The following is a 24,698-nucleotide window of genomic DNA, read 5'->3' as shown; positions in this document are numbered from 1 at the left end:
TTGCTTGCAAAATGCAAGTGAACACATCCTAGCCACATCTCTTGCAAAAAACAAGTTAACCGTCGAATTTCACTTGTAGAATGCAAGTGATGCTAAGATCTGGCCATGAATACGACGTGCAAAGCAGACATCCGGTCCCATTGCGCAGTGAACTACGGCGTGGAGATCTTCGGCGACAGGTGGTCGCTCCTGATCATTCGCGACATCGTTTTTGCCGGCAAAAAGACGTATGGCGAGTTCCTGAAGTCGGAAGAGGGAATCGCGACCAATGTTCTGGCTTCCCGCCTTGCCTTTCTTGAGGCGCAAGGGATTCTGTCGAGGGCGCCTAGCCCTGCCGACAGGCGCAAGGACTTCTACACGCTGACAGAGAAGGGGCTGGACCTCATCCCCATCCTGCTTAACATCGTCGTCTGGAGCGCGAAGCACGATTCAAAGTCGTACGTACGGCGACGCAAGGAGTTTGTTGCCGACTTGAATCGAAGCCCCGTCGAGGTGAGCGATGCGGTGAAGGCGTTGGTCCGCAACGGCGGGTGTGTCTTTCCTGAGAGCAAGGAATAGGCAAGACCGCCTATCAGTCGAACTTGACCAAGTCCTTGAAGATCAGTTGCCCCAGCTATTTCCACGCGCCTGCACAAGCAGTCCGCCTTCCGAAAGCCCGCTAAGTTTGATCGGCGCGAAACCGAGATTTTCCGCAAGCGCACCAATCTCCACTGCTGCGCCGTCATCGTCGCTCGCCAGGAATACGACTCTCCTGCCACCATGTACGGCCGGGTCCTGGGCCAGGACCGCGGCGGCCAAATGATTGAAGCCCTTGACCAGTCGTGCGCCATCGAAGGCCTGCGCGACAACCCTGGAAGAAGGCTGTCCTTCCAGTTTCTCTGGGGGCACGCCGTAGGCATTGGTCACATCGACGATGATCTTCCCCTGCCACATGGGGAGCGCCTTCGCGACATCCGGGTGCGACTCGATATGGACAGCCAGAAAGATGTGTCTGCCTTGACGGCTTCCACCAGGGTCGTGGGCATGATCGTGGGCCCGATTGCGGCGGCATCGGCTGCAAAGCTTGCCGGGTCGCGCGTGGTCGCAACGGATACTTCGATGCCCTTGCGGGCAAACGCTCTGGCAAGCGCCTAGCCGATCTTGCCGAAGCCGACAATTGCGTAGCTCATATATTTTCCTTCCGTTTATCACGCCCTACGGCGCTCCGAATAATCGAATGGAGTACCGCAGGGCGTAGCGCGTCAGAGTTGCGCAAGACCGCCGTCGACGGCGACCTCGCTGGCGGTCATGAAGCTGCTGTCCGGCGACGCAAGAAAGGCGGCCACCGCTCCGATCTCCGCCGGATCGGCCATGCGCTGGAGCGGGGTCATCGCGGCGAAAGCCCTCTGACCTTCCTCGCCTAGCGCTTCCTTCGCGAGTTCGGTCGCCGTCGCCCCGGGCGATAGCACGTTGACCCGGATGCCAGTGCCTTTCAGGTCCTCCGCCCAGGTCCGCGCGAGATTGCGCACGGCCGCCTTGCTCGCGCTGTAGGCGCTGAATGCTGGGGCGCCCGTGGTGCCGGCGCTCGATCCCGTCAGAATGATCGAACCACCCTGGCCCATCAGCGATAGCGCCTTCTGGACCGTGAAGATCGTCCCCTTCACATTGGTGTCGAAGATTTCGTCGATGTGCTCGGAGGTAATCTGGCCGAGCGGAAGCGCGCTTCCCGTCCCGGCATTGGCGAAAACGATGTCGAGGGTTCCACGCTCTGCCTTCACCGCCGCGTAGAGCCGGTCGAGGTCGGCCGGATCGGAAACCGAACCCTTCACCGCACGGGCATTCGGCCCGAGGTCGGCCACAGCGGCGTCTAGCGCATCCTGCCGGCGGCCGAAGATGAAGACGAACGCGCCCTCCTTGATGAAGCGCTTTGCGGCGGCGCGGCCGATGCCGGTAGCGCCGCCGGTAATTACAGCGGTCTTTCCATTTAGTCTGGTCATGTTGTGCATCCTTTGTGGGAGTTGCACAACTATCCGACCTTGTTTACCTTTAGACAAGTATGCACTTTTTGGTAAGTACCGAAATATGACGACACCCTCTGAAATCTGCGAGACCGGCTGCGGGCTCAACGCCACGCTCCGCATCATCTCGGGCAAGTGGAAACCGCTGATCCTGTTTTTCCTGCGCAACGGCCCGAAGCGCTACGGCGAGCTTAAGCGCTTGATCCCGGACGTCAGCGACAAGGTGCTGATCCAGCAATTGAAGGATCTGGAAGCCGATCGCGTGCTAACGCGGACCGACCACAAAGAGGTGCCGCCGCGTGTGGACTACGCGCTGACCTCACTCGGTCGCAGCCTGGCCGACGCGATCGTCCCGCTGTGCACCTGGGGAACCGAACACGCGGCGGAAATGGCAAGCATCTTTGCAGAGCGCGACGCTTTGTCCCACGAAGTTCCGAAGCCGGACCAACCATCGCCGTGATTGCAAAACGACTGTCTGCGTTGAAATCACGCGTTACGGCACGCTGCCGCATGTGATGAACCTCGTCCTCACAGTGCGAGGCGCGCAACCCGGTCGGCGCCTCGTTTTCAACGGGCATATGGACACATTCCCGCTCGTCGACGAAAGCCGCTGAAGCACCCATCCGAATGGCGAAGCGCGGGACGGCAAGCTTTACGGACTCGGCGTGTCGGACATGAAGGGCGGTATCGCGGCGATCGTGTTCGCGCTGCGTCATCTCGCGGCGATCCGCGACACGCTGCCAGGCGAAGTCGTCGCGACCTTCGTCGGCGACGCGGAAAGCATGGGCCCCGAAGGCGCGGGCTACTTCTTCGACTCCTGGAGAGAGGCCAGCTCCCCTACACATTTCCCCTGACGGCCTGCGGCACACCACTCACGGTCTGAATCACGGACTAGGTGGCCGATGGCGGGTTAACAGCGACGCTGCTGGCGAAATCGCCGCAGCCATCCATACCATCCATGGAGCCCCGGGTCGAGAACGTCCTATCGCTGTTAACTGCGCCGTGCAGGACTAACTCCAAATGAGAAGGCCGCCGAATTGGGGCTGCCGCCCCTTGCGCGGCATGTGCTGACAGAGTACCTGCTGCAGAGCGGCGTGCTCCGCCGTGCCGAGCACCACGGACAGGGCGAGGGACGCAGCGCGCACCGGATGCTGCGGAAACCAAGGGCCACTTTTTTTCACTCCGGGGTGGCACGTTTTCCGGAGGCGAATTTGGGCAAAAAATTCAGGGTGGTCAGATAAGGATAGTTATCTGACCACTCGTGTTTTATTTCACATTCGGCTGCGGAGGACCGGCCCGGGAAATCGCGCGGCGACGCAATATTCGATCTTCCCAGTGGATTGGGTCCGTTACGGGTGCTCTACAAGACCGCCGCAGACATGTAGTGAATTTGGTTCCATCATCCTCTGCCCAATAACGGGACTGGGCGTCGAGCTGAGATCGGCTTGCTGTCGACCTCAGCTGCCAAAAGTGCCAGGCATGGCCGGCACTTACAACATTTCCCCAATCCTGCGAAGCCACCCCTGAACTTCTCCTGCGGGATCTCTTTCCGCCAACCGCTCCGCAGTCATCCTCGGAAATGCCTTGTCCGCGAGGCGCAACTTCGCCTTGTCATCGCCCATAACCCCATCGTATTGCTGCTGCGCCGAGAATGCTTCGGCGAAAATCCTCGGGACAGCCTTTCCGTCGACACCGGGCTGATCGACAACAATGATCTCTACTCCAAAAGCATCCCTGATCGCGTCCGCATGTAGATAGCATTCGATCTCGTGCTTGTCCGTTTGCACAGCCCAGGAACCATCCGTGCGCCGGTTTACCTCGGCGACAGACTCTGCATACTTGGCTACGTCACTGTCGTAAATATGCACCTCAGGACGATTGAGGGACCGGAGATAGTGTTGTGTGACCCAATGCTTAAGCGTTGAGCCGCCGAGCAACACGAAGGCGATTCTGTCATCCCGAGCTAGATCCGGCAGGGCTTGGTCAGCCGAGTGTAACGCTCGACTGAGCGATTTAAGGGCAGTCACGTCTGTCGGCCCTTCGACGCACAGTAAGACTTTGACCCGACTGTCCGGCACGACGCCGAGCGTTTCAGCGACCTGCCCGAATACGTCAGCGCCTTCCAGGATAACGGGTTGAAGCGCGGCGTCGCGCGTTACAAATCTGATGCTAGCCGTGGGCAGATCCGCCGCGAAACCGGGGCTGTGTGTCGTGAGCAGGACCTGACACCCGGGCTCCAAAGCCAATGCCTTGAATGACTCGATCAGGATGCGCTGGTTGTTTGGGTGCTGGGCCGTCTCTGGTTCCTCGATTGCGTAGATGATGCTGCGACTGGTGCCGGCTTTCAATCTGCGCTCTGCTTCCGCCTTGAAAAAGGCGACCAAGACAAGGCGTCGGACACCGCTGCCGCGCTTGTTCAGAGGTATACCGTCGTCAGTATCCATGCCGACCGAAAACAGTCCGGTCCATTTGGCTGCAGTCGGCGGCACAAACTGCGGCGTAAGCTCTTTGGCAAGGCTCGGGTCGATCGTTTTCAAGGCCTCGTGAGTGATTTGCGCAATCAACTCGGCCTTCTCGCGCACCTTTTCCTGGATTCGGTTGATATCGTCCTGCACTTCCGCAATGGCAGCCGCCACGGCGGCCTTCATTGGGTTTTGTACTTCCCCGTCAGAATCCCGGCTGCTCCGGTCGCTCTGAAACAGAGCATACATTGGTAGGTAGTTCTCGAGCTGATCCCAGATCCGTTTGCTGTCCTCCTTCGGCTTGGTGACCGGTAGGGCCACTTCCTTTAGTTCCAGGTCTTTCGCAGCCGCCCACAAGGCGTGCCGCATGCCTGGATTCCCCTTCAGGGCGGCGTCAAGCTTTTGGTCTTTTACAAGTTTCTGCAGATCCTTTTCCTTCAGATCCAAAAGATCGGCCACGCCGGCTGCCGTCGGGTGGTTCGCAAGGATATACACCTCAACAGACGGCGTTTTTTTGCCGCAATCGAATACCTTTTTAATCTTCAGCGTGCCATTCGCCGAGAGCAGGTATTCCGCCGCGAGGGTCGTCTCCGCACCTGCGTCGAGGCTCAACCTCGATGGTAGATCAGAAAATTCGCAGGTGATTGAGACGGCGGAATCGCCGCTGTAAATGTTGGCATCGCCCTGTTCAATTTTGACGATTTCATTGTTGAAGAAGATCTCCAGTGCCTCAAGCACCGAAGACTTCCCTATATCGTTCTTTCCAACAAAGGTCGTCAAATCCGCCATTGCTACTGTGGTCTCTTCACGGTAGCAACGGAAGTTCTTTATCGAAACAGATTGCCCTGATAGGCCTCCAGTAGTTGGGGGGCAATTCGTAGTTGCCGCTCTGCACGCTCCCCCGCTCGTCTCTTTTGCTCGTCCCGTTTGCGGTGATATTCACGTCTTTGATACGAATCGAGAGCCCACGCGGTCTGTTCGATTTTCCAGTCGTTCGCCGACGGCCATCGCGAGGCGTTTGCTTCAACCCATTTTTCTAACGCCTCGAGATCAATGTCGAAATGGCTGGCCATGTTGACAGCAGCATACGTGGCGCTTTGCAGGCAGTATCGTGCGAAGTCCTCTTCGTCGGCATCTGTCACTGCCCGTCGATGGTCTAGTCGACAGCGCACGACAAGTACAGCGCTCACTCGACGGGGCCGCTGAGCAACGCAATGAATACTGGTCGCTGCGTGCACTCCCTTGTTTCACAAACATCTGGCCGAAAAAGACGTCTACGAGCGAGAGCTTGACGGAGATCCTTGCGCGAATCGCCATTGCTGCCGACGTGGCGTTCCCGGAGGCACTCAAAATTGTAATGCCGTGGCTCGCGCCCCATCCCGAAATGCGCCATCAGCTTCAAGCCGAAAACCCTTAGAAATTGTGCGGCGCACCGCAAATTTCGCGCTTGCCGCAGACTTTTTTGTCTCTGAGCGGGGTTTTCGGCGCTCCCGCAGACTTTGTTGTGCGCCGATAGGACCTGCGGAGCGTCCCTCACGTCTCCTTGACATGCAAGCAATCTCTTGCCTATAGTAAATGCAATAAATTACTTGCCTGTAGCCGTTCATGGCCGAGCGCCCCGACGACACCGACGTGCTATTCAAAGCCCTCGCCGATCCGAGCCGGCGCAAGCTGCTTGATGTGCTGCACGCGCACGACGGCCAGACTCTGAACGACCTGTGCGACCACCTCGACATGACGCGGCAAGGCGTGACCCAGCATCTGGGCCTGCTAGAAGCGGCTAACCTCGTCGTTACCGTACGCAGCGGGCGCGAAAAGTTGCACTTCCTCAATCCGGTGCCGCTGCAGCAGATCTACGAGCGCTGGATTGCCAAGTTCGAAAAGCCGCGCCTGAAGGCGCTCTCGACCCTGAAACGACGCCTGGAGAAAGGCAATGACTAGATCGACGTTCGTCTATGTGACCTACATCCGCACTACGCCGGAACAGTTGTGGTCGGCGCTCACCGACGCGGAGTTCATCAAGCAGTACTGGTTCGGCATGCACTGCGAAAGCGAATGGACGGCGGGCTCGTCGTGGAAACTCGTGTCGAGCGGCGGCCAGATCTTCGACGCGGGCGAGATCGTCGAGGCCGATCCGCCGCGGCGTCTGGTGATCCGCTGGCAGCACCAGATTCGTCCCGAGTTGCAGGCCGAAGGCGATTCGCGCTGCACGATGGAGCTCGAACCGAGCGGAACGGCGGTCAAGTTGACGCTCACGCATACGATCGAGCGCGATCCATCGAAATTCATCGAGGCGGTGTCGGGTGGCTGGCCGAAGATCATGTCCAACCTCAAATCGCTGCTGGAGACAGGCGCGATCGCGTTGCAGGAGGCTTATCCAGCCAATGGCGGGAGCCATGCCGGGAAGGCCTGATGCGGGGATACGCTGTAGAGCATCAGGTGTGTGGCTTCATCGTGGGGCCGATCGATGCATCGCAGGTTCGACGGCCGTCCGTCCGCGAGATCACGCTGATAGAATCGTCTGCCCGACCCTCGCCCGTCTCAGGAAATCAGCATGGAAATCCAGCCCTATCTGTTCTTCAATGGCCGTTGTGAGGAAGCCATTGAGTTCTATCGTTCGGCGCTCGGCGCGCAGGAGTTGCTGAAGCTGCGCGCGAAAGACGCGCCGCCCGATCCAGCTCGCCCGGTGGCGCCCGAACACGCCGACAAGATCCTGCACGCGACGCTCGTCATCGGTAACACGCACGTGCTGATGTCGGATGGCGATTGCCGCGGCGGCAATGCCGTGCATGCGGGCTTCAGCCTGTCGGTCACCGCCGACGACCAGGCGTCCGGCGAAAAGTATTTCAACGCGCTGGCGGACGGCGGACAGATCACGATGCCATTCCAGCAGACCTTCTGGACCAGCGGCTTCGGCACGTTGATCGACCGCTTCGGCGTGCCGTGGATGGTCAATGTGCGGCACGAGGAGCCCACGGCATAGCATTGAAGCGGGCCGGCGTTCCATATCACACGCACACGCGAGCGCCGCTTCGCCGCGGCGCAACTACCTGTCCGTTCCGTCTTTCAATGAGTCATGTCTGCCAGGAAGGCGGCGCCTGCTGCGCGCGGCGTCGCCATGCGCGGGACCCAGAGCAAGCCTGCGCGCACGGAACGGCGACCAATGCGCCGCCGCGCCTAAGCGACGCTTACTGCGTCGCGGACGCCGTGCTCGCCGGCGTGCTGTGGACCGACGCGGCGTCGCTCGCGGCGGGCGCTGCGCTCGCCGCCGCGCCCGCCTCGCCGTTCGCACGATTTGCCGCGTCGCTATCGCCCGGTGTGCCGCGCGGGCTCGCCGAATTGCTCATGACACCGCTGCTCACTTGGCCCGTCGAGATACCGCCATTCCCGGCCGTCCGCTTGCAGCCGGATGCGCCCGCCAGCAACGCAACGGCCGACAGCGCGATCAGCATGTTTGCCGAAACCTGCCGCATGATTCGCTCTCCTTGGGATGACTCGCCTCTTGCAGCGAAGCATGCGCCATGCCCAATAGCCACACCGGGCGCGCGTCTACTCGCGCGCGTACGCGGACCAGGTCGAGAAGGACTACGAGGAGTTCCACCGCGCGTGCCGCAGCGGCAAGCTGGAAGCACGCACCGACTCCGACATGGCGGCCGACTTCGTCGCCTGGACGAGCGAGGCGTGGGGCTTGCCATCGAGGCCCGGTCGTTCAAGCCCCGTCGGCCTCGCCGACGACGCCGAACTCGGCGGTCGTCTTCACGTAGAACAGATGCAAACCCTCCGCGCGCAGTCGATCGAACAGCCGATCGGCTTCGTCGCTCGTCACCGCCATCACGACGGACAACGGCTGGTCGGCAAGCTCGAAGAAGTGCGCGGAATGAATGCGATGATGATGGCCGATGCCTTCGCTAGCCGGGATCAGGGTCGCGCCGCGCAGGCCGAGTTCGCTCGCGAGACGCACGAGCCAGTCGGCAAGCGGCTTGCCATGATGGCTGCGCCCCTGCTGGGTGAAGAACGTGATCTGAAAGCCGTGCATGTCGGTGCCCCCCAATGCGGATCGCGCCGTGTGCGCAAGGCGATCCGCACGCGAGCCGGTGGCCGCATTGCGCCGTCCCCTGCCCGCTTACTTTTGTAAGCGGAAACCTGCAGCGCCGCGTGAGGCGCCGGTTGCAACCGATTCGGGCATCCCCGCTTGCCGCAGCACGGCTCAGGACGGTCATGACACAAGTTTAGGTGTCGGGCCGCGCGAGTGCCAGGTCGAAACTGGTCACGTGCGGCGCGGCCCCGGCTCACTGACCGTACACGTCGAAATCGAAATACTTTTTCGCAATGCGGTCGTAAGTGCCATCGGCGCGGATCTCGGCAATGGCTTTGTCGATCTTTTCCTGCAGATCGGTATCTTCTTTACGCAAACCAATCGCTGTGCCGCTGCCGAGCGTTTTCGCGTCGTAAAGCGGATTGCCGGCAAATCCGAAGTCCTTGCCGCGCGCGGTGCGCAAAAAGCCGATATCGGCTTGCACCGCGTTTTGCAGTGACGCGTCGATACGGCCGGCAAGCAGATCCGAATACACCAGATCCTGATCCTGATACGGCACGATCGCGGCGCCGGCCGGCTCCCAATACGTCTTCGCGTAGGTTTCCTGAATCGAGCCCTGCTCGACGCCGATGCGCTTGCCCTTGAGCGCTTCCGGCGTCGGCTCGATCGGCGAGCCCTTCTTCGCGACCAGACGCGTCGGAATGCGGAACACCTTCGACGAGAACGCGATCTGCGCCTGACGCGCGGGCGTCATCGACATCGTCGACAGCACGCCGTCGAATTTGCGGCCTTTCAGCGCGGGAATCATGCCGTCGAACGAATTCTCGATCCACACGCATTTCGCGTTGAGCCGGCGGCAGATCTCATTGCCGAGATCGATATCGAAGCCGACGAGCTTGCCGTCGGCCGCTTTCGATTCAAACGGTGGGTAGCTCGCGTCGACCCCGAACCGCACGGTCGACCAATCCTTGGCGATTGCGCTTCCGGACGAGACGGCCAGCAGCGCAATCGTCAGGGTTGCCAGCATGGCTTTCATTGTTGCTCCTTATTGGTCATTTGAAGAATTCAAACCGCGCGAAACCCGACATTCGACCGGGATCTGGTCGCCGGCGCAAATTCATTAAAAAAATCAATTTATGCAGCACGCGCATAGATTGGCGACTAGACTTCCAGATTCCGATCAGTCGCAGGTGATTAAAAAAACGGTACGGCGCCGCTTAGAGATTCAACGTCGCGTCTTATCGCGGCAACGCAGTCTGTTTCAAAATAAATGCGCGCCGATCGGCGTCGGCTTTTCGCGCGCCATTTTATTGAACAGATCGCAATGACACTAATTCACTCGATGAGCAGCCGATAAGCGCCGCGCGGATTGACGCACACAAAACGACCACCAACGGACAACCGTGCGCCGGTTGCTTTGCCATAAGTTGTCACTTAGAATTTTCCGCAAGGCCTCCTGAGGAACCGATGACATGGCTGCGAACAACGGAAAACCGGTGTCGTCGTTCGTTCCTCGGGGAATGCCTGGCCTCTGGGTCGTCCTGTTCGTCATCTGGATGATCGCCAATGCATCGCTCGCCGTCGAACCCGCACTCGTCGGTCTCGTCATTACCTTCGTCATCGCGCGTGTCTTCGTATCGTCGAGCGAAGCATGGCAGCGCCTGCGTCTAACGCCAGGCGCACCGTATCACTTCGCCGCATATAGCGCGACCTTCGTCGTCGAGCTCATACGCGCCAATCTGAACGTGATGGCGCTGGTGTACTCGCCGCGTATCGACATCAAGCCCGGCATCGTCAAGGTTCGCACGCGCCTCCAAACACCGCTTGGCCGTCTCGCGCTCGCCAATTCGATTGCGCTCACGCCGGGCTCGCTCGTCATGGATATTCGGGACGACATACTATTCATTCACTTGCTCGACGTGAAGACGACCGATATCGACGCAGCGACCGAGGCACTCGTCGCACCGTTCGAAAAGCATCTGGAGAAAGTCTTTGGCTGAGATCATGCTCCGGATCGCCGCCGTGCTGATCTTCTTCGCGATCCTGTTCGGCGTGATCCGTCTCGTGATCGGCAAGACCCTCGTCGACCGCATCGTCGCGATCGACATGCTGACGGTCGTCTCGCTGTCGCTGATCGCGCTGTACGCGCAAGTCTCCGGTCGTTTCGTCTATATCGACGTCGCACTTGTCTATGCACTGCTGAGCTTTCTCGCGGTGCTCGCGATTGCGCGCTTTCTCGAAAGGGGGCTGTGAGCCATGCTCGAACTGCTCCTGCTGCTGATGTGCGCGAGCATCCTCGTGAGCGGCGTACTGGCCGTCTGCCTGAAGAATCTGCTGGCCGCGATGGTGAGCTCGGGGCTCGCGAGCCTGTTCGCCGCGATAGCCTTCCTGCTGCTCGCCGCGCCCGACGTCGCGATGGCCGAAGCCGCGATCGGTTCCGGACTCGCGACCTTCATCTTTCTGTACGCGATCCGCAAAACCGGTTATCAGAAGGGCTAGCGCATGTTCGAACTGATCGGCAGCGTGTTCATCCTGGTGGGCGCCGTCTTTCTGTTCTCCGCCGGCCTCGGGCTGCTGCGCATGCCGGATGCGTATACGCGCATTCAGGCCGGCACCAAGGCGTCGACGCTCGGCAACATGCTCGTGCTGATCGGCCTCGCGTTCTATCACCCGAACTGGACCTTCCGGCTGATCCTGCTGATCTACTTCGTGCTCGTGACCAACCCGGTGTCCTCGCATGCGCTCTCGCGCGCCGCCTGGCTGATCCGCACGCCGATGACCTCGTCCACGATCACCGACGCACTCGCCGACGAAGGCGGGCGCACCGCGGGGGAGGCCGAATCATGATGCGTCGCGCGTTTGCGCTGCTGACGGTGCTGCTGTTCGCGGTCGTGTTCTGGCGGCTCGTCGGCGGCTACACGGAGTTGCAGGCGCTGCGCCCGCTCGCCTGGTACTACGTCGTCAGAGGGCCGCTCGAACTCGGCGCGCCGAACATCGTGACCGGCATTCTGATCACCTTTCGCGGCTTCGACACACTCGGCGAAGTCGCGGTGCTGTTCATGGTCGCGGCGAGCGTCGGTGTGCTGCTGAAAGAGGAAAGCAACGCGACCTCCGCCGCTGCGGCAGACGAATCCGCGCCCGCGCGCCGCCCAGCCGGCGAGATCGTACATACCGGCAAGCAGGTGCTGCTGCCGATGATCCTCACCTTCGGCGGCTACGTGATCGTCAACGGCCATCTGTCGGCGGGCGGCGGTTTCCAGGGCGGCGCGATCGTCGCGTCCGCCGTGATGCTAATGCTGCTCGCGCGGCCCCGCTCGACGCTGAACGTCGCGCTGCTGAGCGTCGTCGAGTCGCTCGCGGGCGTGATTTACGTGTGCATCGGCATTCTCGGCCTCGTGCTCGCGGGCGGTTTTCTCGACCCGCGCTTTCTGCCGCGCGGCGAGTTCGGCGCGTTCTTCAGCGCCGGCGCGATCCCGCTGATTTCCACGCTGCTCGGCGTCAAGGTCGGCGCGGAGCTGAGTGTCATCATCGACCGGTTCAGAAGCTGAACGAGAAGGAGAGCGCATGAGCACAGGCATCCCGGTTTCGAAGATCCTGCTGATCACGGGCTTCTGCCTTTCCTTGATCGGCCTGTGGGGCATGCTGACCCACCGCAACATCCTGCGCATCATCATCGGCTTCGCGGTGATCGACACGGGCCTGCACATCGTGATGGTCGCGACCGGTTACGTCACGGGCGGCACCGCGCCGATCATCGACGCGGCGCTCAGCAAATCCGCCGCCGCGCACCGCGCGATCGATCCGATTCCATCGGCACTCGTCGTCACGGCGATCGTGATCGGGCTATCGGTCACCGCCATCATGCTGTCGTTCGCGATCCGTCTTCATGCCGCCAGAAAGACGCTTTCCATCGACGCCTTCACCGAGTCGAAATGGTAGCCGCGCTGTTTCATCCGCTGCACATCTTCATTCTCGGGCTCGGCGGCGGCTTCGTCATTCCGCTGCTGTACCGGCTCGGCAAGCCATGGCTCACGCTCGGCTTTTTCATCGCGCTGTGCGGCATCGTGCTCGTTTCCGGCGTGTCGTTCTACGGCCTGCTCGACGGCGGCGACACGATCGAGGTGCTGACCGCGGGCGCGCTGCCGCCGGTGTCGATCAATCTGCGCTTCGGCTTGTGGGAAGGCTTCTTCACGTTCAGCGTCAATGTGGTCGCGCTGCTCGGCGCATTGCATCTGTGGGACCGTCTGCGCGGCAACTACGCGGCGTTGCTGCTGTACCTGATTCTGGTGATGGGCATCGACGGCATGGTGATGACTCGCGACCTGTTCAACCTGTTCGTGTTTCTCGAGATCGTGTCGATCGCGACATACGGCCTGTTCGGGCTCGAGCGCACGCCCGCCGCGCTCGCCGCCGCATTCAAGTACATCTTTGCGACCGTGATCGCGTCGACGCTCTTTCTGCTCGGCGCGGTGCTGCTCTACTACGTGAGCGGCACGCTGAACATCGACGAACTGCTGTCGCTGCGCGACCAGCTCGGCGGCCCGATCGGCACGACCGCGATCCTGCTCGTGTTCGCGAGTCTCGTGATCGAGCTGAAGCCGTTTCCGGCCAACGGCTGGGGGCTCGACGTCTACGAGACCGCGCCGAGCGGCGTCGGCGCGATGGTATCGGTCGGCGTATCGGCGGGCGTGTTTTTCGCGCTGCTGAAATTGCTGCCGCTGTTCGACGGCCTGCTGACGCTGCTCGCCGTCTCGGGCGGCGTCACGTTCCTGTTCTCGAACCTGCTCGCGATCAAGCAGACGAAGCCGCAACGCTTGCTCGGCTATTCGTCGATCGGGCAGATGGCGCTGTTGATGCTGTCGCTCGCGTTGTTGCGACAGATCGGCGCGGACGCATCGATCCCGCTCGTCGTCGGCGGGCTCTTCATCAACCATCTGTTCGCGAAGGCGGGGCTGTTCTGGCTGATCGGCGTGCTGCGGCGGCACGGCGACGATGCACGCGCGATCCTGTCGCGCAGCCCGTTGCTGATCGGCCTGCTCGGTCTCTTCATGGTCGCGATCGCGGGACTGCCGCCATTCCCCGGCTTCTGGGCGAAGTGGGAACTCGTGATGCGCCTCACCGCCGCCGGCAAGCCGTACTGGATCGTGTTGATCCTGACCGGCTCGCTGCTCGAAGCGGGTTATATGTTCCACTGGTTCGTGCGCGCATTGGCTCCGTCCGACGTCGAGGCCAAAGCCCGGCCGAACATCGCCGCGCTGTTGCCGCTGTTCGGCGTCGCCGTGCTGCTGATCGCGGCGGCCTATATGGCAGCCGTGTTCTCGGGCGTCGTGTCGGCGTGGATCTTCTCGCCGCTCGCGGCGGGTGCGCTGTTCTATGCGGCCGATCGTCTGCCGGGGCGCGTGAAAGGCGTGCTCGCGGTGATCGCGATTGGATTGATCGGCAGTCTGCTCTGCGAGGGCTCGCGCGGTATCGCCGGACTGTTCGCCTGGCTGCTGCTCGCGGGCAGCCTCGTGATCGCAGCGGCGAGTCTCTATCGCGACGACGTGCGCGCCGGCTTCTATCCGATGCTCGTCGTGCTGTCGCTGTCGATTCCGGCGCTGCTGCGCTCATCCACCTCGCTCGAGTTCTTCTATAGCTGGGAAATCATCACGCTGTCGTCGTGCTTCCTGATCGCGAAGTGCCGGCGCGCGGGTCCGCACGTGCTGACCTTCCTGCTGTTTTCGCTGCTGGCTGCGTTCTTCCTGCTGGCGGGCTTCGCCAACGTCGCGGCGATCGACGACAGCATCGCGCTGTCGGCGCTGATCCATTCGGGACCGGAGGCGAACCGCGCGTTCGTGCTGCTCGCGGCGGGCTTCCTGATCAAGGCCGGCGCGATCGGCGTGCACGTATGGCTGCCGGGCGCCTACACCGAAGCGGAAGACGACGTGACCGCGATGCTGTCGGCGGTGGTCAGCAAGGTCGCGATGTTCGGCCTGTTGATCGGCACCTATCTGACGATACGCTCGGAGGTCGGCCTCGAACTCGCGCACGCGATGACCTGGATAGGCATGCTGACGACCCTGTTCGGCGCGCTGATGGCGTTGCGGCAGAACGACTTCAAACGGATGCTCGCGCTGTCGAGCATGAGCCAGACCGGCTATATCGTCGCCGCGATCGGCCTGATGAGCCATCTCGGCTGGGTCACCGCGCTGTATCTGGTCGCCAATCACATGTTCGTGAAGGGCATCCTGTTCCTCGCGCTCGCAGGCGTGATCTCGCGCACCGGCACGCGCAACTTCGCCGATGTGGGCGGCCTCGCGCGCGAGATGCCGCTCACGTTCGCGATGGTCGTGATCGCGCTCGTCTCGATGTCGGGCCTGCCGCCGCTGATGGGCTTCGGCGGCAAATGGCTGCTGCTGAGCGCAATGACCGACAAGGGTTGGTACGGGCTCGCCGTGTGCGGGCTGATCGCGACCTTTGCCGGCTTTCTGTACATGCTGCGCCTGCTGAACGGCGTCTTCCTCAAACCGCGCCCGCCGCAGCGGCCGCAGGTGCGCGAAGCGCCTGTGATGCTGCTGGTGCCGCAGTTGCTGTTCGTGGTCGGTATCGTGATCCTGTCGTTCTTTCCGAAGGTGTTGCTCGAACCGGTGTCGGCCGCGATCGATCCGCAGTTCGCGGCGACACTGGTGTGGGGCGGCATGTCGCTCGAAAGCATCTACGGGTTCTGGAATCCGACGCCGGTCGTGATCGTCGTGCTCATCGTCACGGCGATCGTGTTCGGGCTTGGTGTGCTGTACTACCGCAGCCGCCGCGGCAATGCGCGCAACGCCCCGGATTTTTACCACTTCTACCGGCCGATCCTGAGCCGCACGGTGCCGCCGGTCGCGCAGATGTTCTGGCGCGGCATATCGCACTTCGCGCTCGTGGCGGCGGCTCGGATACGCCGCGTCTATACCGGCAACGGGCAGACCTATGCGCTCTATGTGCTGCTGTATTTTCTCGCGATCTATTTTGCGAGCACGGGGCTGAGTCCAGCGAGGACGCCGTAAGGGTGCACCTGGGGTCCTGGCGCAGCGGCATGGACCGGCCCACGTGCGGGAACGATCGCCTCGGAGCACGGCGGCGGCGAACTCAACGATCATCGAACGAGATATTCTTCCGCTACCCAGCCGTCCTTGGTCAAGCGCACGCCTTCGCGCAGTTGCATGGTGCCCGCGCCTTCGATCACGCGCGCCACCATGGGAAACACTCGCTGGAACTCGGGAGTCCTGGCAAAAGGCGCCGGGTCGATCTTATAGGTGTAGAGCACCGAGGTCCTGGTCTCGCCGTCGTGAGTCTGGGGCGGCTCCCAGCCCACCACCTTGTCCAGGGTCAGCGTGGCCACGCAAAAATCGACATCGTGCGTGACCGTCTTGCCGGGCGTCGCCACCACCACCGGCTTGTGCAGGTAGAACTGCTTGCCTTCGTCGGTCAGCACATACTCGCGTCCCGGCGCCTCGATCCTGGCCCCGTCCTCGCCAGTGCGCTCGACCGTCATGACGGTGCTCTTGACGAGGCCCAGCTTTTCCATCACCGGCAATTGCAGCGCATCGCGGGAATGCGTGACCACGATGTCCTGATCGGCCACGTGGATGGGCCAATCGTATTTCGCCACGCACAGGTGGCCGCGATCGGCCAGGTAGTGCGTGATGGTGTTGGTGAAGTTCTCCGCGGTAGGCTCGGCCTTGTTCTGGCAACCGCCCAGCAGGAACGACGCCGTCAGGGAAACCGCAATGGCAGTGCCGCGCACCGGATTCGAAAAATGCATCATCGTGGATAGTTCAAGTATTGAAAAAGATCAATTCACGCAGCTACCGCTCGTGGGCTGGGTCGCGGGAGGCTGGTAGCCGTCGCTCAAAGTATTCAGGAAGCAGATCACGTCCTGCACGTCCTGATCCGACAGTTGCGGCGCCGAATGGACAGCACGCGGCTGCGCACCGTTCAACGCCGTGGTGCCGCCCGCGTCGGTCTGGCCCTGCCCCAGCGGCAGTTCCTCGTCGATATTGCCCTGGTAGGCGGCCGGCAGATCGTTGAACATGTTCACCGTCGCGCCCGCTGCGTAGGTGGGTTGCAGCGCATAGCTCGGGTTGCTGGTCAGCTTGGTCGAATCGCCACCCGTGGACGGATACCAGTACTCGGGGTTGGTGTCGCGCGTGTTGTAGAAGCGCACCACCTGCTCCAGCGAGTGGAACACGCCGTTGTGGAAGAAGGCGTTGCGCGCGGCGACGTTGCGCAGCGTCGGCACCTTGAAGCGGCCGCAATACGGATCCGGGTTGTTCACGCCCGTAAAGGGGTCCGGGCCGGCGCCGCTGGTGGCCGAAAGCGGCGTGTGGCTGTCATAGCTGCCGTTATTGATCGGGCCGCACAGCCCCATGTCGTAGTAGCTCGCGTTCAGGTTGGCCGCGATGGGGTTCGGATTGTCCGGGATCGACGTGTCGTTGCGCGGCGCACCGATCGCCTGATAGGTGAAGTCGGTCCCCAGCGCGTTCGATCCGTTGAAGTTGGCGCCCATGAAATGGCAGGCCACGCAGCCGGCCCCGTGATCGGTATCGTTGAACAGGTTCATCCCGCGCAATTCGGCCGGCGTCAACGTGCCGCCGATCTTGTTGTTCGCATACAGGTCGAACTTGCTGGAATACGGCGCAAAGCTCGGGTCCTCATTCTGGTAGGCCTGCAGCGCGAGTCCGATGTCCTGGAACGCCGTGTCCGTATCGCCGAACACGGCCGGGCCGTACACCGCCGTGAACTGTGCGGCATACGAGGAGCTCTTTACCGCTTGCACCACCGCGTCCTTGGAGGCGTTGTTCATCTCGATGGGATTGAGCAGGGGCAGCGCCACCTGGTCGGCCAGCGTCTTGCCGCGGCCGTCCCACATGAATCCGCCGCCCGGCGCGTTCGCCGTGATGCCGTCGGGGTTCGAGGCGTTGTCGTCGTAGGCGGGCGTCATGGCCTTGTAGCGCAGCGAGGGAACCGCGCGCTGGCCTTCCGATACGCCATCGGAACCCAGCTGCACCGCCAGGCTGTTGGGCGGGCCGTAGGCAAACGCCGGATCGTGGCAGCTCGCGCATGCCTGGTTCTTGCCGCCGGACAGGTTCTTGTCGAAGAACATTTTCTCGCCGATCTGGGCCGCAGCGCTCAGCTTGCTCGTGGGCGCCGACCCCGTGGAGCCCGTGGAGCCCGTGCCTGGGTCCGTCGAAGCAGACTGTGACGAGCCCCCGCCCCCGCAAGCGGCCAGTGTCGACAAGATGACATACAGCGCCCCCGCATAAACCTTGCGCATCGCTACTCCCCCCGGCTTTGTTCGATAAAACAGCTGGCGGGGGAGCGGCCGAACCGCTCCCCCGCGCAGGCTACTGCTTGATGAATGGCACGCTTGCGCGTGCTTACGGTTTAGTGCTTTTTATTACTTCGTCGCCCACAGGTTCTTCTGGGTCGCGTCCGGACCAACTTGCGCCGGATCGCTCACGTCACCCGCCTGGAACTTCTGCGTGTAGCCGGCCGGAATCACGTAGGCGTGGTTCATCGGACGAACCGCGTCGTAGTGCGTGTCGGCGCTGCCAGCGTACTCAGGCAGGTTGGCGATGTTCTGCGCAATGTACGACTCCGTGTACTTCGAACGGTTGGCGTACGAGGTCGGAACAGTCGGGTCGGCCAGCTGGAACATGTCCTGCACCGTGCGCACGAACGAGAAGTGGCTGTACGTATCGGTGTCGGCGACGCCCTTCGGCGCGGCGCCCACGTCTTGCTGGTTGGTCATCAGGACGAAGATCGAGTTGCCATGGCCCTTGTTGCCGTTGCCGTACTTCGCCTGAACCGGAGTCCAGCTGCCGTCCGCGTTCTGCATCTGCGTAGCCTTGCCACCCACGTCCCAGCCGCAGCACGAGCTGCCGGCACCGTTGGACGCGCCATTGCCTTCGTCGAACATGACCACGATGGCAACGTTGCGCTGCTTGTTCTGCCACAGCGGCGAGGCCTTGATCTTCTGCACCACGGCGTTGGTGTAGTAGTCGGCGCGGGTCAGCAGCGCGTGAGCCGGAACGGTACCCGAGGCGGTCGCGCTGTCCTTACAGGTGCCGTCGCTGCCGGTGCCGTGCAGGTCATCACACTGGTCAGGCATGATGAAGTTCAGCGTACCGACGTCGCCCTTGGCCAGGTCGGTGCTGAACTGGTCGACGTTGTAGCCGGCCGGAACCTTGTAGAGCGTGGTGTTGGTCAGGTCGGCCGCGTTCGTGTAGTACTGGGTACCGAAGATCGTGCGGTTGTTCGCGAAGAACTCCGGCTGGTTACGCACGTTCTGATAGGCCATGCCCGGATGGTGCTTGGTCTTGTAGAGCGAACCGGGCATGGCGAACGGCGTGCCCGTCACGGTGATGCTACCGTCCGTCTGGTTGTAGGCCTGCGATACACCCGTGTCACCGAGGCTGTCGGCGCGCGGATCCTGACCCGGGTTCAAGGATTCGCTGTAGGTACGCCACGTCAGGCCCGCGCTCGAAATCTGCGTGAACAGGTTCGGCGCGTTCATGATGTTGTGGTTGGCGACGGAACCGGTGCCGTCCGTCGAGCACGTCTGGTTGGTGGCCGCCGTGTAATTGGACAGCAGCGATCCAACGGCCACGGTGGCGCCGCCGGCGGTGGTACCGATGATCGGGTCGTTCGGCGTCAGCGCGACGTGGGACGGCAGGGGCTGGCCGTCGGAAGCCGTGCCGCCGGCGAAAGCCTTGTCCGTCGGGGCGTTGGCGCCGCCGGCGGCGCAACCCCACCAGTTGTCGTCGCCGATACCGAAGTCGTCGGCGCCGCCCAGGGCAGTGTAGTTCGGCTCGGACGGGCTGCCGGTCGCGAAGTAGGTCGAGAAGTAGTTGCCGTTGGTGATCATCGAGTTGACCGCCGGCATGTACGCCGAACCCTTGACGCGGTTCGTGCTGCTGTTCTCCAGCATGATCACGAAGACGTTGTCGTAACGCGGAATCGCTTCGACGTTGAACGCAGCCTGCTGGGCTTGTGCGAAGGTGATCGCCTTACGCGTATCCGTCGGGATGGTTTCGCCAGCGGTGATGCCGGAAACGCCGGTCAGGGTGGGGTCGCCACCGGCAACGGCCAGCGCATCGGGGTACTTGTCGCCACGATCGAGCTTCGCGGTGGCGTACGTGTAGCGGTTCGTCAGTGCGTTTTCTTCGAACAGCACCACGTACTGCTCGGCGCCGGACAGGGTGTTGGCGTCGGCCAGGACGTCGCCGGCGGAAACTGTCACGGAGGCGTTGTTGAATGCCGGGCCGGACAGACGGGTCGACAGATTAGCCTTCTCGGTCGCGTACTTGCTGCCGTTGGCTTCGACGAGGCGCTGCACTTCGCTCGACATCGGGCTGATCACGACTTTGGTGGCGCCCTGGTCGGCGATCTGGTCGGCCGAAGCGCGCAGGATCAGGTGGCTGGCGACCTTGGCGGCCGATGCCGTGTTGGTGGCCGAGGTCGTGATGTCAGCGACGAGCGGACCCGTGGCGGTCGAGGTCAACGAGAAATGGCCGTTGCTGTCGGTCTTCGCGGAGGCTTCGCCGCTGTCGAGCACGCCGTTGCCATTGGCATCGACGAACACGGTGGCGCCAGAGTAGTAGCCGGCCTTCAAGGTCGGGTTGCCGCTCGAGCTGCCCGGGACGAAGGCAGTTGCGGCGACCACGCCCGAGTAAGTCGTGCCGGCGGTCGTGCCACCGTTGTTGTTGCTGGCAGAGGGGCTATCCGAATTCCCGCCGCAAGCTGCGAGCACGCAGGCAGCGGCAACGGACGTTAGACAAAGCGCTGGGCGCATTTTGTAATGCGATGACATTTGGGGACCCTTTGTTAGTTGTATCGGCAACCGCTTGTGTGGGGCAAGACTTAGTAAAACGAGCGAATAATATGAAGGGTTTGTGTAACGCGTATGTCTGCTCACGATAAGGATTGGGGTGTGAACCTGGCTTGCTTCTGATCACATTTTTTTCGAAAGGCCGCAATGCACGGGCAAGCAACGAAGACGAAAATAAAGCTGAGAACCAACCGTCGCAGTTGTTGCGGGTGCAGCGAAAATGCTCTCAATTCCCCGCTACGATTGAAAGACACTCGGAATACTTCGCGTGTGCGGTGCAGCATCCGAGTGTGTTGCGGTTTGGACTTTCGAGTACCGGGTGGTGGCGCATGCGCCGCGTCGGTGGGTCTGATGCGAGCACTGGTGGGGCGAGGCTGAAGAAGCGAGATGACGGGACCGCTATCCGGCGGTGGCTGAGTGCTTTGCCACGGCCTGCTGGAAGTCGCTGCAGGCGGCCCGCGTCTGGGGAGTAGTCTCGCGAGAAGAGTAACGCAACGGAATACTTCGTTTACCAACGATGACTTACGTTATCGGCGAGTACAAGTGAGCCAAATACCAGCGCCGGATAACGAGGACGCGCTGCTTGCATGACGAATCACTCGTTCGTCGAATCGACCGGCAATTGCGAGTCGCTCTCTCGCAAGGGACGCTGCACGGCGCGAACGAGCCCGCTGCCGCCGCCTCCGCAGAAGAACAGGTCCGCGCCGTTCGATTCGAGTCCGGAAATGCCCGCGCCGGCCGGCATCTCGACGCGCTCGAGCACCTCGCCGCTGCGCGGATCGAGATGCCGCAGTTCGCTCTCGTCACCTTCCCACGTGCCATGCCATAGCTCGCCGTCGACCCACGTGATCCCGGTCACGAAGCGATTCGATTCGATCGTGCGCAGCACCGCGCCAGTGTCCGGATCGAGCTGATAGATTTTTCGTTCGGGATACTGACCGACCCACAGCGAACCTTCGGCCCATGTCAGCCCCGACTGGCCGCCGTCGCCGGGCGCCGCGATCGTCGACAGCACGCGGCCGCTCTGCGGGTCGATCTTCTGGATGCGGCCGTGCGCGATCTGGAACAGGTGTTCGCCGTCGAAGGCCGTGCCCGCGTCGGCGGGCACCGCGATCGAGCGCAGCGTCTCGCCGCTCGCCGGATCGAACGCGTCGAGCCGTTCGCCGGTCGCGATCCACACCTGTCGGCCGTCGTAGGTGACGCCATGCACTTTATCGACGCCCGTAAAGGGCCCATATTCACGGACGATTCTGGCGGCAGAGCGGTTCATGGTGGCCATCCTAATCATGAAGGAAACGGGGAAGGGAGTAACAAAGCCGTCGCGAATCCGGCCAGGGGCGGCGTCATCCAGCGGCGCGCGCGCCCCTCGCCCACTGGCTGCACCTTGCCGGCCGCGGCGAGCGAGTCGAGTGAGCGCTGCACGGTGCGCTGACTCGCGCCGAGCACGAGGGCAAGCGCGGAACTCGACCACGCTTCGCCGTCCGACAGAAACGCGAGCAGCGCCGCATGCTCGCCTTCGACCGGCGGCGCCAGCACGACGACCTCGCGCGCGTGACGCGGCGCGAGCGCGAAGCCGCGCGTCGTCGCGCTGACGCTCGCGAGCGTGCCGAGCGCCGTGCGCAGCCGGCCGATCTCGACGCGCAGCCGCGCGCGATGCGATTCGTCGGCGCGTTTGGCGCGGAACGCCCGTGCGACGAGCGCGTCGCGCGGCACGTCGTCGGGCCATGCCTCGCCGAGCATGCGGGCGAGCGCAAACAGCACCGGTCGGCTCGCGAGCGCAACCGCCGCGTTCGCATCGCGGATCGCGTAGCGGCAAGCGTCGACGATCAACGCGCCGCCAGCGCGATTCGAGGTCAACAGCTTCTCGACTTCATCGAGCAGGATCGGTTCTTCTTCGCCATGCGCGATCATGCGCGCGGCCGGTTTGCCCAGTGCCACCGACGCGCTTTCGACTTCCGCGATCAACGCCGGAATGCCGGCCTCGCGTGCCGCGCGTCCGGCCCGCGCCAGAGCGGCACGGGCGGCGCTGCTGCGCAAACGCCGCAGCGCGACTCCCGCGACCACCAGTTCATGCGCGGCACGCAGCGCGGGCGGAAACGGCCGGGGATCGAGCGCGGCAAGCTTGCGCTCCGCTTCGTCGAGACGGCCGATCAGCAGCAGACGCCGCGCCGCGAGATACCGCGCATGCGCGGCATTGACGCGATCGCCGTACGCGTCGAGCGTGGCGGTCGCGGCATCGAGTGTTTTGACGGGCCATGCGAGATCGCGCGACGCCAGCGCGATCTCCGCTTCGGCGACCACGCATCTCGCGCGCGCCACCGCATGCTGCGCGCCGAACGCGCGCGCGGCGTCGCGCACCAGCGCCTTTGCGCGCCCGAAATCGCCGAGCTGCGCCATCGCGATGCCGCGCAGCGCGAGCGCCGGCGCGTCGTCGCGTAACGCGACGCGATCGAGCGCGCCAAGCGGATCGCCGGCCGCGAGCGCGCGCGCCGCCGCGGAAATCAGCGCGTCCACGGCGTGCGAGTCCGCGCGTAGCACGTCAATGCATCAAGTGAATCCCGCCACACTTGTCACTCCCACCCGATGGATGCCCGGCCCTAATCTAGCACGACCATCAACCGTCACCGACGCCGTCGGGCAAGGGCTCGCGCGGCGCGGCACGACTCACGGAGGTACCCACGATGACTACGCATCCGATCGGAACACGCGAACAGTGGCTCGCCGCGCGCCGCGCGCTGCTCGACGCGGAAAAAGCCCACACGCGACAAGGCGACGAGCTCGCACGACAACGCCAGGCGCTGCCGTGGGTCAGGGTCGACAAGGCCTACCGCTTCGATACCGACCAAGGCAGCGCGTCGCTCGCCGATCTGTTCAAAGGACGTTCGCAGCTGCTCGTCTACCACTTCATGTTCGGCCCCGACTACAAGGCGGGCTGCCCATCGTGCTCGTCGATCGCGGACGGCTTTGCCGGCTTCGCCGTGCATCTCGCGCATCACGACGTGATGCTGACGGCGGTGTCGCGCGCGCCGCTGGAGAAGCTGCAGACCTACAAGCAGCGCATGGGCTGGACGTTTCCATGGGCGTCGTCGGCAAGCGGCGATTTCAATTTCGACTTCAACGTCTCGTTCACCGAGGCACAGCAGCGCGATGGCGATATCGAGTACAACTACGCACGCAACAGTCACGCGATGGACGTGAGTCCCGCGCCCGAACCGGTCGCGCAGTTCGCGGCGACCTGCGGCACCGACGCGGCCACCTATTCGCGCGACCGGCCAGGCATGAGCGCGTTCGTGCTCGAAGACGGCGTCGTCTATCACACGTACTCGACTTACGCGCGCGGTGTCGATGCGCTGTGGGGCATGTACCAGTGGCTCGATCGCGCGCCGAAGGGGCGCAACGAGACGGGCATCTGGTGGCGCCGTCACGACGAGTACGAGCGGTCATGAGCCCGCTCGTGCGCGCTGTCTGCACGAGCGGGCAGCGCCTTGCCACACGGTGCGCGGCGCGCTCACCGCAGCGCGTGTTCGTCGGCGTCTGCCTGCTGATGTTCGCCGCAAGCGTCGCGGCGACATTGGCCCACGGCGCGTCGATGTCGGCGATGGGCGCGTTGCCGATGCCCGGCGGCTGGTCGATGTCGACGCTGTGGATGCCGACCTGCGGGCGCACGTGGGCCCGCGCCGCGGCATCGTTCATCGGCATGTGGATCGTGATGATGGCGGCGATGATGCTGCCGTCGTTGATGCCGACGCTGCTGCGTTATCGCGACGCGATCGGCTCGCGCGCAAGTGCGGAGCGACTGGCCCTGCTGACGATGCTCGTGAGTGGCGCGTATGCGGTCGTATGGACGGCGTTCGGCGTGGCCGTGTTTGCACTGGGCGCGTCGCTCGCGGCGCTCGAGTTGCGCTGGCCAGCGCTCGCGCGTTCGACGCCGCTGGCGGCCAGCGTGGTCGTATTGCTCGCGGGCGCGTTGCAGTTCAGCACATGGAAAGCCCGCCGCCTCGCCCGCAGCCGCACGACACCCAGCCTTCCTGCCGATGCGCCGAGCGCGTGGAGATACGGTCTGCGCGTCGGCATCGATTGCGCCGGTTGCTGCGGGGGTCTTACGGCAATTCTGCTGGTCGTCGGCATGACGGATTTGCGCTTGATGGCCGCCGTGACGGCCGCCATTACGGCCGAGCGACTCGCGCCGGACGGCGCACTTGTCGCCCGGGCGAGCGGCGCCATAGCCGTCGCCGGCGCGGGCTTGCTGCTCATCCAGGCCCTATCAGCCGGCTGACTCATGCGCGCCAGCTGTCGCGGATCGCTTCGCAAATCGACGCTCGACGGCCTTGCTGTCTCATTATTGTTTT

The 24,698-nt window shown here is 63.0% G+C and carries 26 protein-coding genes and 1 pseudogene; 15 read left to right on the top strand and 12 right to left on the bottom strand.

Translation table 11 applies throughout. From position 1 onward, the window contains the following. Positions 1-105 precede the first annotated feature (105 nt). Positions 106-558, top strand: a complete 453-nt coding sequence (locus F6X39_RS10305) for a winged helix-turn-helix transcriptional regulator (RefSeq protein ID WP_187616529.1) — start codon at positions 106-108, stop codon at positions 556-558. A 13-nt stretch (positions 559-571) separates the two neighbouring features. Here F6X39_RS10305 and F6X39_RS10300 read toward each other — a convergent pair. Next, positions 572-1,169, bottom strand: a pseudogene (locus F6X39_RS10300) (NADPH-dependent F420 reductase). 72 nt (positions 1,170-1,241) lie between these two features. Continuing rightward, positions 1,242-1,976 (bottom strand): SDR family NAD(P)-dependent oxidoreductase, encoded by a 735-nt coding sequence (locus F6X39_RS10295; RefSeq protein WP_187616568.1) that lies wholly within the window; start codon positions 1,974-1,976, stop codon positions 1,242-1,244. An 85-nt stretch (positions 1,977-2,061) separates the two neighbouring features. Between F6X39_RS10295 and F6X39_RS10290 the strand changes: the two genes are divergently transcribed. After that, a complete protein-coding gene (locus tag F6X39_RS10290; protein WP_187616528.1) occupies positions 2,062-2,457 on the top strand; it encodes a winged helix-turn-helix transcriptional regulator in 396 nt (131 codons plus the stop codon). A gap of 214 nt (positions 2,458-2,671) precedes the next feature. After that, positions 2,672-2,851 (top strand): hypothetical protein, encoded by a 180-nt coding sequence (locus tag F6X39_RS36360; RefSeq protein ID WP_410450009.1) that lies wholly within the window; start codon positions 2,672-2,674, stop codon positions 2,849-2,851. Positions 2,852-3,487: 636 nt separating this feature from the next. Here the strand turns inward: F6X39_RS36360 and F6X39_RS10280 are convergent. Further along, positions 3,488-5,290, bottom strand: a complete 1,803-nt coding sequence (locus tag F6X39_RS10280) for an ATP-binding protein (RefSeq protein ID WP_187616567.1) — start codon at positions 5,288-5,290, stop codon at positions 3,488-3,490. After that, positions 5,287-5,601, bottom strand: a complete 315-nt coding sequence (locus tag F6X39_RS10275; RefSeq protein ID WP_187616527.1) for a hypothetical protein — start codon at positions 5,599-5,601, stop codon at positions 5,287-5,289. Before F6X39_RS10275 ends, F6X39_RS10280 begins: the two co-directional genes overlap by 4 nt. Positions 5,602-6,064: 463 nt before the next feature. Between F6X39_RS10275 and F6X39_RS10270 the strand changes: the two genes are divergently transcribed. The 3 genes from F6X39_RS10270 (at position 6,065) to F6X39_RS10260 (ending at position 7,442) form a co-directional block, all read left to right on the top strand. Continuing rightward, positions 6,065-6,400: an ArsR/SmtB family transcription factor gene (locus tag F6X39_RS10270; RefSeq protein ID WP_018422741.1), complete on the top strand. Its 336-nt coding sequence runs from the start codon at positions 6,065-6,067 to the stop codon at positions 6,398-6,400. Then, entirely contained in the window at positions 6,393-6,872 is a 480-nt protein-coding gene (locus F6X39_RS10265; RefSeq protein ID WP_187616526.1) for an SRPBCC family protein, read from the top strand. The genes F6X39_RS10270 and F6X39_RS10265 overlap by 8 nt, the downstream gene beginning before the upstream one ends. Before the next feature lie 141 nt (positions 6,873-7,013). Further along, positions 7,014-7,442 (top strand): VOC family protein, encoded by a 429-nt coding sequence (locus F6X39_RS10260; protein WP_184045223.1) that lies wholly within the window; start codon positions 7,014-7,016, stop codon positions 7,440-7,442. Between the two features lie 205 nt (positions 7,443-7,647). Here F6X39_RS10260 and F6X39_RS10255 read toward each other — a convergent pair whose 3' ends face one another. From F6X39_RS10255 to F6X39_RS10245, 3 genes are all read right to left on the bottom strand, one after another. Next, a complete protein-coding gene (locus F6X39_RS10255) occupies positions 7,648-7,932 on the bottom strand; it encodes a hypothetical protein (protein ID WP_184005314.1) in 285 nt (94 codons plus the stop codon). 236 nt (positions 7,933-8,168) lie between these two features. Further along, positions 8,169-8,495, bottom strand: coding sequence for a DUF190 domain-containing protein (locus F6X39_RS10250; protein WP_090811812.1), 327 nt, complete (start codon positions 8,493-8,495; stop codon positions 8,169-8,171). 253 nt (positions 8,496-8,748) lie between these two features. Next, a complete protein-coding gene (locus F6X39_RS10245; RefSeq protein ID WP_184023501.1) occupies positions 8,749-9,531 on the bottom strand; it encodes an ABC transporter substrate-binding protein in 783 nt (260 codons plus the stop codon). Positions 9,532-9,967: 436 nt separating this feature from the next. Here F6X39_RS10245 and F6X39_RS10240 point away from each other — a divergent pair, with 436 nt between their 5' ends. The 7 genes from F6X39_RS10240 to F6X39_RS10210 are packed head-to-tail and all read left to right on the top strand — an operon-like array spanning position 9,968 to position 15,523. Next, a complete protein-coding gene (locus F6X39_RS10240; protein ID WP_187616525.1) occupies positions 9,968-10,495 on the top strand; it encodes a Na+/H+ antiporter subunit E in 528 nt (175 codons plus the stop codon). Next, on the top strand, positions 10,488-10,748 hold the full coding sequence (locus tag F6X39_RS10235; RefSeq protein WP_018422733.1) for a monovalent cation/H+ antiporter complex subunit F: 261 nt from the start codon (positions 10,488-10,490) through the stop codon (positions 10,746-10,748). The genes F6X39_RS10240 and F6X39_RS10235 overlap by 8 nt, the downstream gene beginning before the upstream one ends. Positions 10,749-10,751: 3 nt before the next feature. Continuing rightward, positions 10,752-10,994 carry a hydrogenase subunit MbhD domain-containing protein gene (locus F6X39_RS10230; protein ID WP_018422732.1) on the top strand — a complete coding sequence of 81 codons (243 nt, stop codon included), beginning with the start codon at positions 10,752-10,754 and terminating at the stop codon, positions 10,992-10,994. A 3-nt stretch (positions 10,995-10,997) separates the two neighbouring features. Further along, positions 10,998-11,342, top strand: coding sequence for a monovalent cation/H(+) antiporter subunit G (gene mnhG / locus F6X39_RS10225; protein ID WP_090810583.1), 345 nt, complete (start codon positions 10,998-11,000; stop codon positions 11,340-11,342). Beyond that, the gene (locus tag F6X39_RS10220) at positions 11,339-12,043 is read left to right on the top strand and encodes a Na(+)/H(+) antiporter subunit B (RefSeq protein ID WP_184059171.1); all 705 of its coding nucleotides are present in this window, start codon (positions 11,339-11,341) and stop codon (positions 12,041-12,043) included. The genes mnhG and F6X39_RS10220 overlap by 4 nt, the downstream gene beginning before the upstream one ends. A 16-nt stretch (positions 12,044-12,059) precedes the next feature. Further along, entirely contained in the window at positions 12,060-12,434 is a 375-nt protein-coding gene (locus F6X39_RS10215) for a sodium:proton antiporter (protein ID WP_090810587.1), read from the top strand. Further along, positions 12,428-15,523, top strand: a complete 3,096-nt coding sequence (locus F6X39_RS10210) for a complex I subunit 5 family protein (RefSeq protein ID WP_187616524.1) — start codon at positions 12,428-12,430, stop codon at positions 15,521-15,523. The genes F6X39_RS10215 and F6X39_RS10210 overlap by 7 nt, the downstream gene beginning before the upstream one ends. An 89-nt stretch (positions 15,524-15,612) precedes the next feature. Here the strand turns inward: F6X39_RS10210 and F6X39_RS10205 are convergent, their stop codons facing one another. The 5 genes from F6X39_RS10205 to F6X39_RS10185 form a co-directional block, all read right to left on the bottom strand. Then, a complete protein-coding gene (locus tag F6X39_RS10205) occupies positions 15,613-16,284 on the bottom strand; it encodes a hypothetical protein (protein WP_187616523.1) in 672 nt (223 codons plus the stop codon). 27 nt (positions 16,285-16,311) lie between these two features. Further along, positions 16,312-17,793: a cytochrome-c peroxidase gene (locus tag F6X39_RS10200; RefSeq protein ID WP_187616522.1), complete on the bottom strand. Its 1,482-nt coding sequence runs from the start codon at positions 17,791-17,793 to the stop codon at positions 16,312-16,314. 123 nt (positions 17,794-17,916) lie between these two features. Then, a complete protein-coding gene (locus F6X39_RS10195; RefSeq protein WP_187616521.1) occupies positions 17,917-20,331 on the bottom strand; it encodes an alkaline phosphatase family protein in 2,415 nt (804 codons plus the stop codon). A gap of 613 nt (positions 20,332-20,944) precedes the next feature. Continuing rightward, positions 20,945-21,619, bottom strand: a complete 675-nt coding sequence (locus tag F6X39_RS10190; protein ID WP_187616520.1) for a PQQ-binding-like beta-propeller repeat protein — start codon at positions 21,617-21,619, stop codon at positions 20,945-20,947. A gap of 14 nt (positions 21,620-21,633) precedes the next feature. Continuing rightward, positions 21,634-22,863, bottom strand: coding sequence for a helix-turn-helix domain-containing protein (locus tag F6X39_RS10185; RefSeq protein ID WP_187616519.1), 1,230 nt, complete (start codon positions 22,861-22,863; stop codon positions 21,634-21,636). Positions 22,864-23,030: 167 nt separating this feature from the next. On the opposite strand from F6X39_RS10185, the gene F6X39_RS10180 reads away from it, so the two are divergent. Continuing rightward, complete coding sequence (locus tag F6X39_RS10180; RefSeq protein WP_187616518.1) at positions 23,031-23,795, top strand: DUF899 domain-containing protein; 765 nt, start codon at positions 23,031-23,033, stop codon at positions 23,793-23,795. Then, complete coding sequence (locus tag F6X39_RS10175) at positions 23,792-24,625, top strand: DUF2182 domain-containing protein (RefSeq protein ID WP_187616517.1); 834 nt, start codon at positions 23,792-23,794, stop codon at positions 24,623-24,625. Before F6X39_RS10180 ends, F6X39_RS10175 begins: the two co-directional genes overlap by 4 nt. The last annotated feature ends 73 nt before the right edge of the window (positions 24,626-24,698 follow it).

This window comes from Paraburkholderia sp. UCT2 (assembly GCF_014397665.1).
Classification (GTDB): Bacteria; Pseudomonadota; Gammaproteobacteria; order Burkholderiales; family Burkholderiaceae; genus Paraburkholderia; species Paraburkholderia tuberum.
Note: the sequence above shows the minus strand (reverse complement) of the source record. Positions and strands in the feature narration are given on the sequence as shown.

Coding starts and splice junctions, on each gene's coding strand:
- F6X39_RS10305 (WP_187616529.1), top strand. CDS start 106: ATGAATACGACGTGCAAAGCAGACATCCGGTCCCATTGCGCAGTGAAC.
- F6X39_RS10295 (WP_187616568.1), bottom strand. CDS start 1,976: ATGACCAGACTAAATGGAAAGACCGCTGTAATTACCGGCGGCGCTACC.
- F6X39_RS10290 (WP_187616528.1), top strand. CDS start 2,062: ATGACGACACCCTCTGAAATCTGCGAGACCGGCTGCGGGCTCAACGCC.
- F6X39_RS36360 (WP_410450009.1), top strand. CDS start 2,672: ATGAAGGGCGGTATCGCGGCGATCGTGTTCGCGCTGCGTCATCTCGCG.
- F6X39_RS10270 (WP_018422741.1), top strand. CDS start 6,065: ATGGCCGAGCGCCCCGACGACACCGACGTGCTATTCAAAGCCCTCGCC.
- F6X39_RS10265 (WP_187616526.1), top strand. CDS start 6,393: ATGACTAGATCGACGTTCGTCTATGTGACCTACATCCGCACTACGCCG.
- F6X39_RS10260 (WP_184045223.1), top strand. CDS start 7,014: ATGGAAATCCAGCCCTATCTGTTCTTCAATGGCCGTTGTGAGGAAGCC.
- F6X39_RS10255 (WP_184005314.1), bottom strand. CDS start 7,932: ATGCGGCAGGTTTCGGCAAACATGCTGATCGCGCTGTCGGCCGTTGCG.
- F6X39_RS10250 (WP_090811812.1), bottom strand. CDS start 8,495: ATGCACGGCTTTCAGATCACGTTCTTCACCCAGCAGGGGCGCAGCCAT.
- F6X39_RS10245 (WP_184023501.1), bottom strand. CDS start 9,531: ATGAAAGCCATGCTGGCAACCCTGACGATTGCGCTGCTGGCCGTCTCG.
- F6X39_RS10240 (WP_187616525.1), top strand. CDS start 9,968: ATGGCTGCGAACAACGGAAAACCGGTGTCGTCGTTCGTTCCTCGGGGA.
- F6X39_RS10230 (WP_018422732.1), top strand. CDS start 10,752: ATGCTCGAACTGCTCCTGCTGCTGATGTGCGCGAGCATCCTCGTGAGC.
- mnhG (WP_090810583.1), top strand. CDS start 10,998: ATGTTCGAACTGATCGGCAGCGTGTTCATCCTGGTGGGCGCCGTCTTT.
- F6X39_RS10220 (WP_184059171.1), top strand. CDS start 11,339: ATGATGCGTCGCGCGTTTGCGCTGCTGACGGTGCTGCTGTTCGCGGTC.
- F6X39_RS10215 (WP_090810587.1), top strand. CDS start 12,060: ATGAGCACAGGCATCCCGGTTTCGAAGATCCTGCTGATCACGGGCTTC.
- F6X39_RS10210 (WP_187616524.1), top strand. CDS start 12,428: ATGGTAGCCGCGCTGTTTCATCCGCTGCACATCTTCATTCTCGGGCTC.
- F6X39_RS10205 (WP_187616523.1), bottom strand. CDS start 16,284: ATGATGCATTTTTCGAATCCGGTGCGCGGCACTGCCATTGCGGTTTCC.
- F6X39_RS10200 (WP_187616522.1), bottom strand. CDS start 17,793: ATGCGCAAGGTTTATGCGGGGGCGCTGTATGTCATCTTGTCGACACTG.
- F6X39_RS10195 (WP_187616521.1), bottom strand. CDS start 20,331: ATGTCATCGCATTACAAAATGCGCCCAGCGCTTTGTCTAACGTCCGTT.
- F6X39_RS10190 (WP_187616520.1), bottom strand. CDS start 21,619: ATGAACCGCTCTGCCGCCAGAATCGTCCGTGAATATGGGCCCTTTACG.
- F6X39_RS10180 (WP_187616518.1), top strand. CDS start 23,031: ATGACTACGCATCCGATCGGAACACGCGAACAGTGGCTCGCCGCGCGC.
- F6X39_RS10175 (WP_187616517.1), top strand. CDS start 23,792: ATGAGCCCGCTCGTGCGCGCTGTCTGCACGAGCGGGCAGCGCCTTGCC.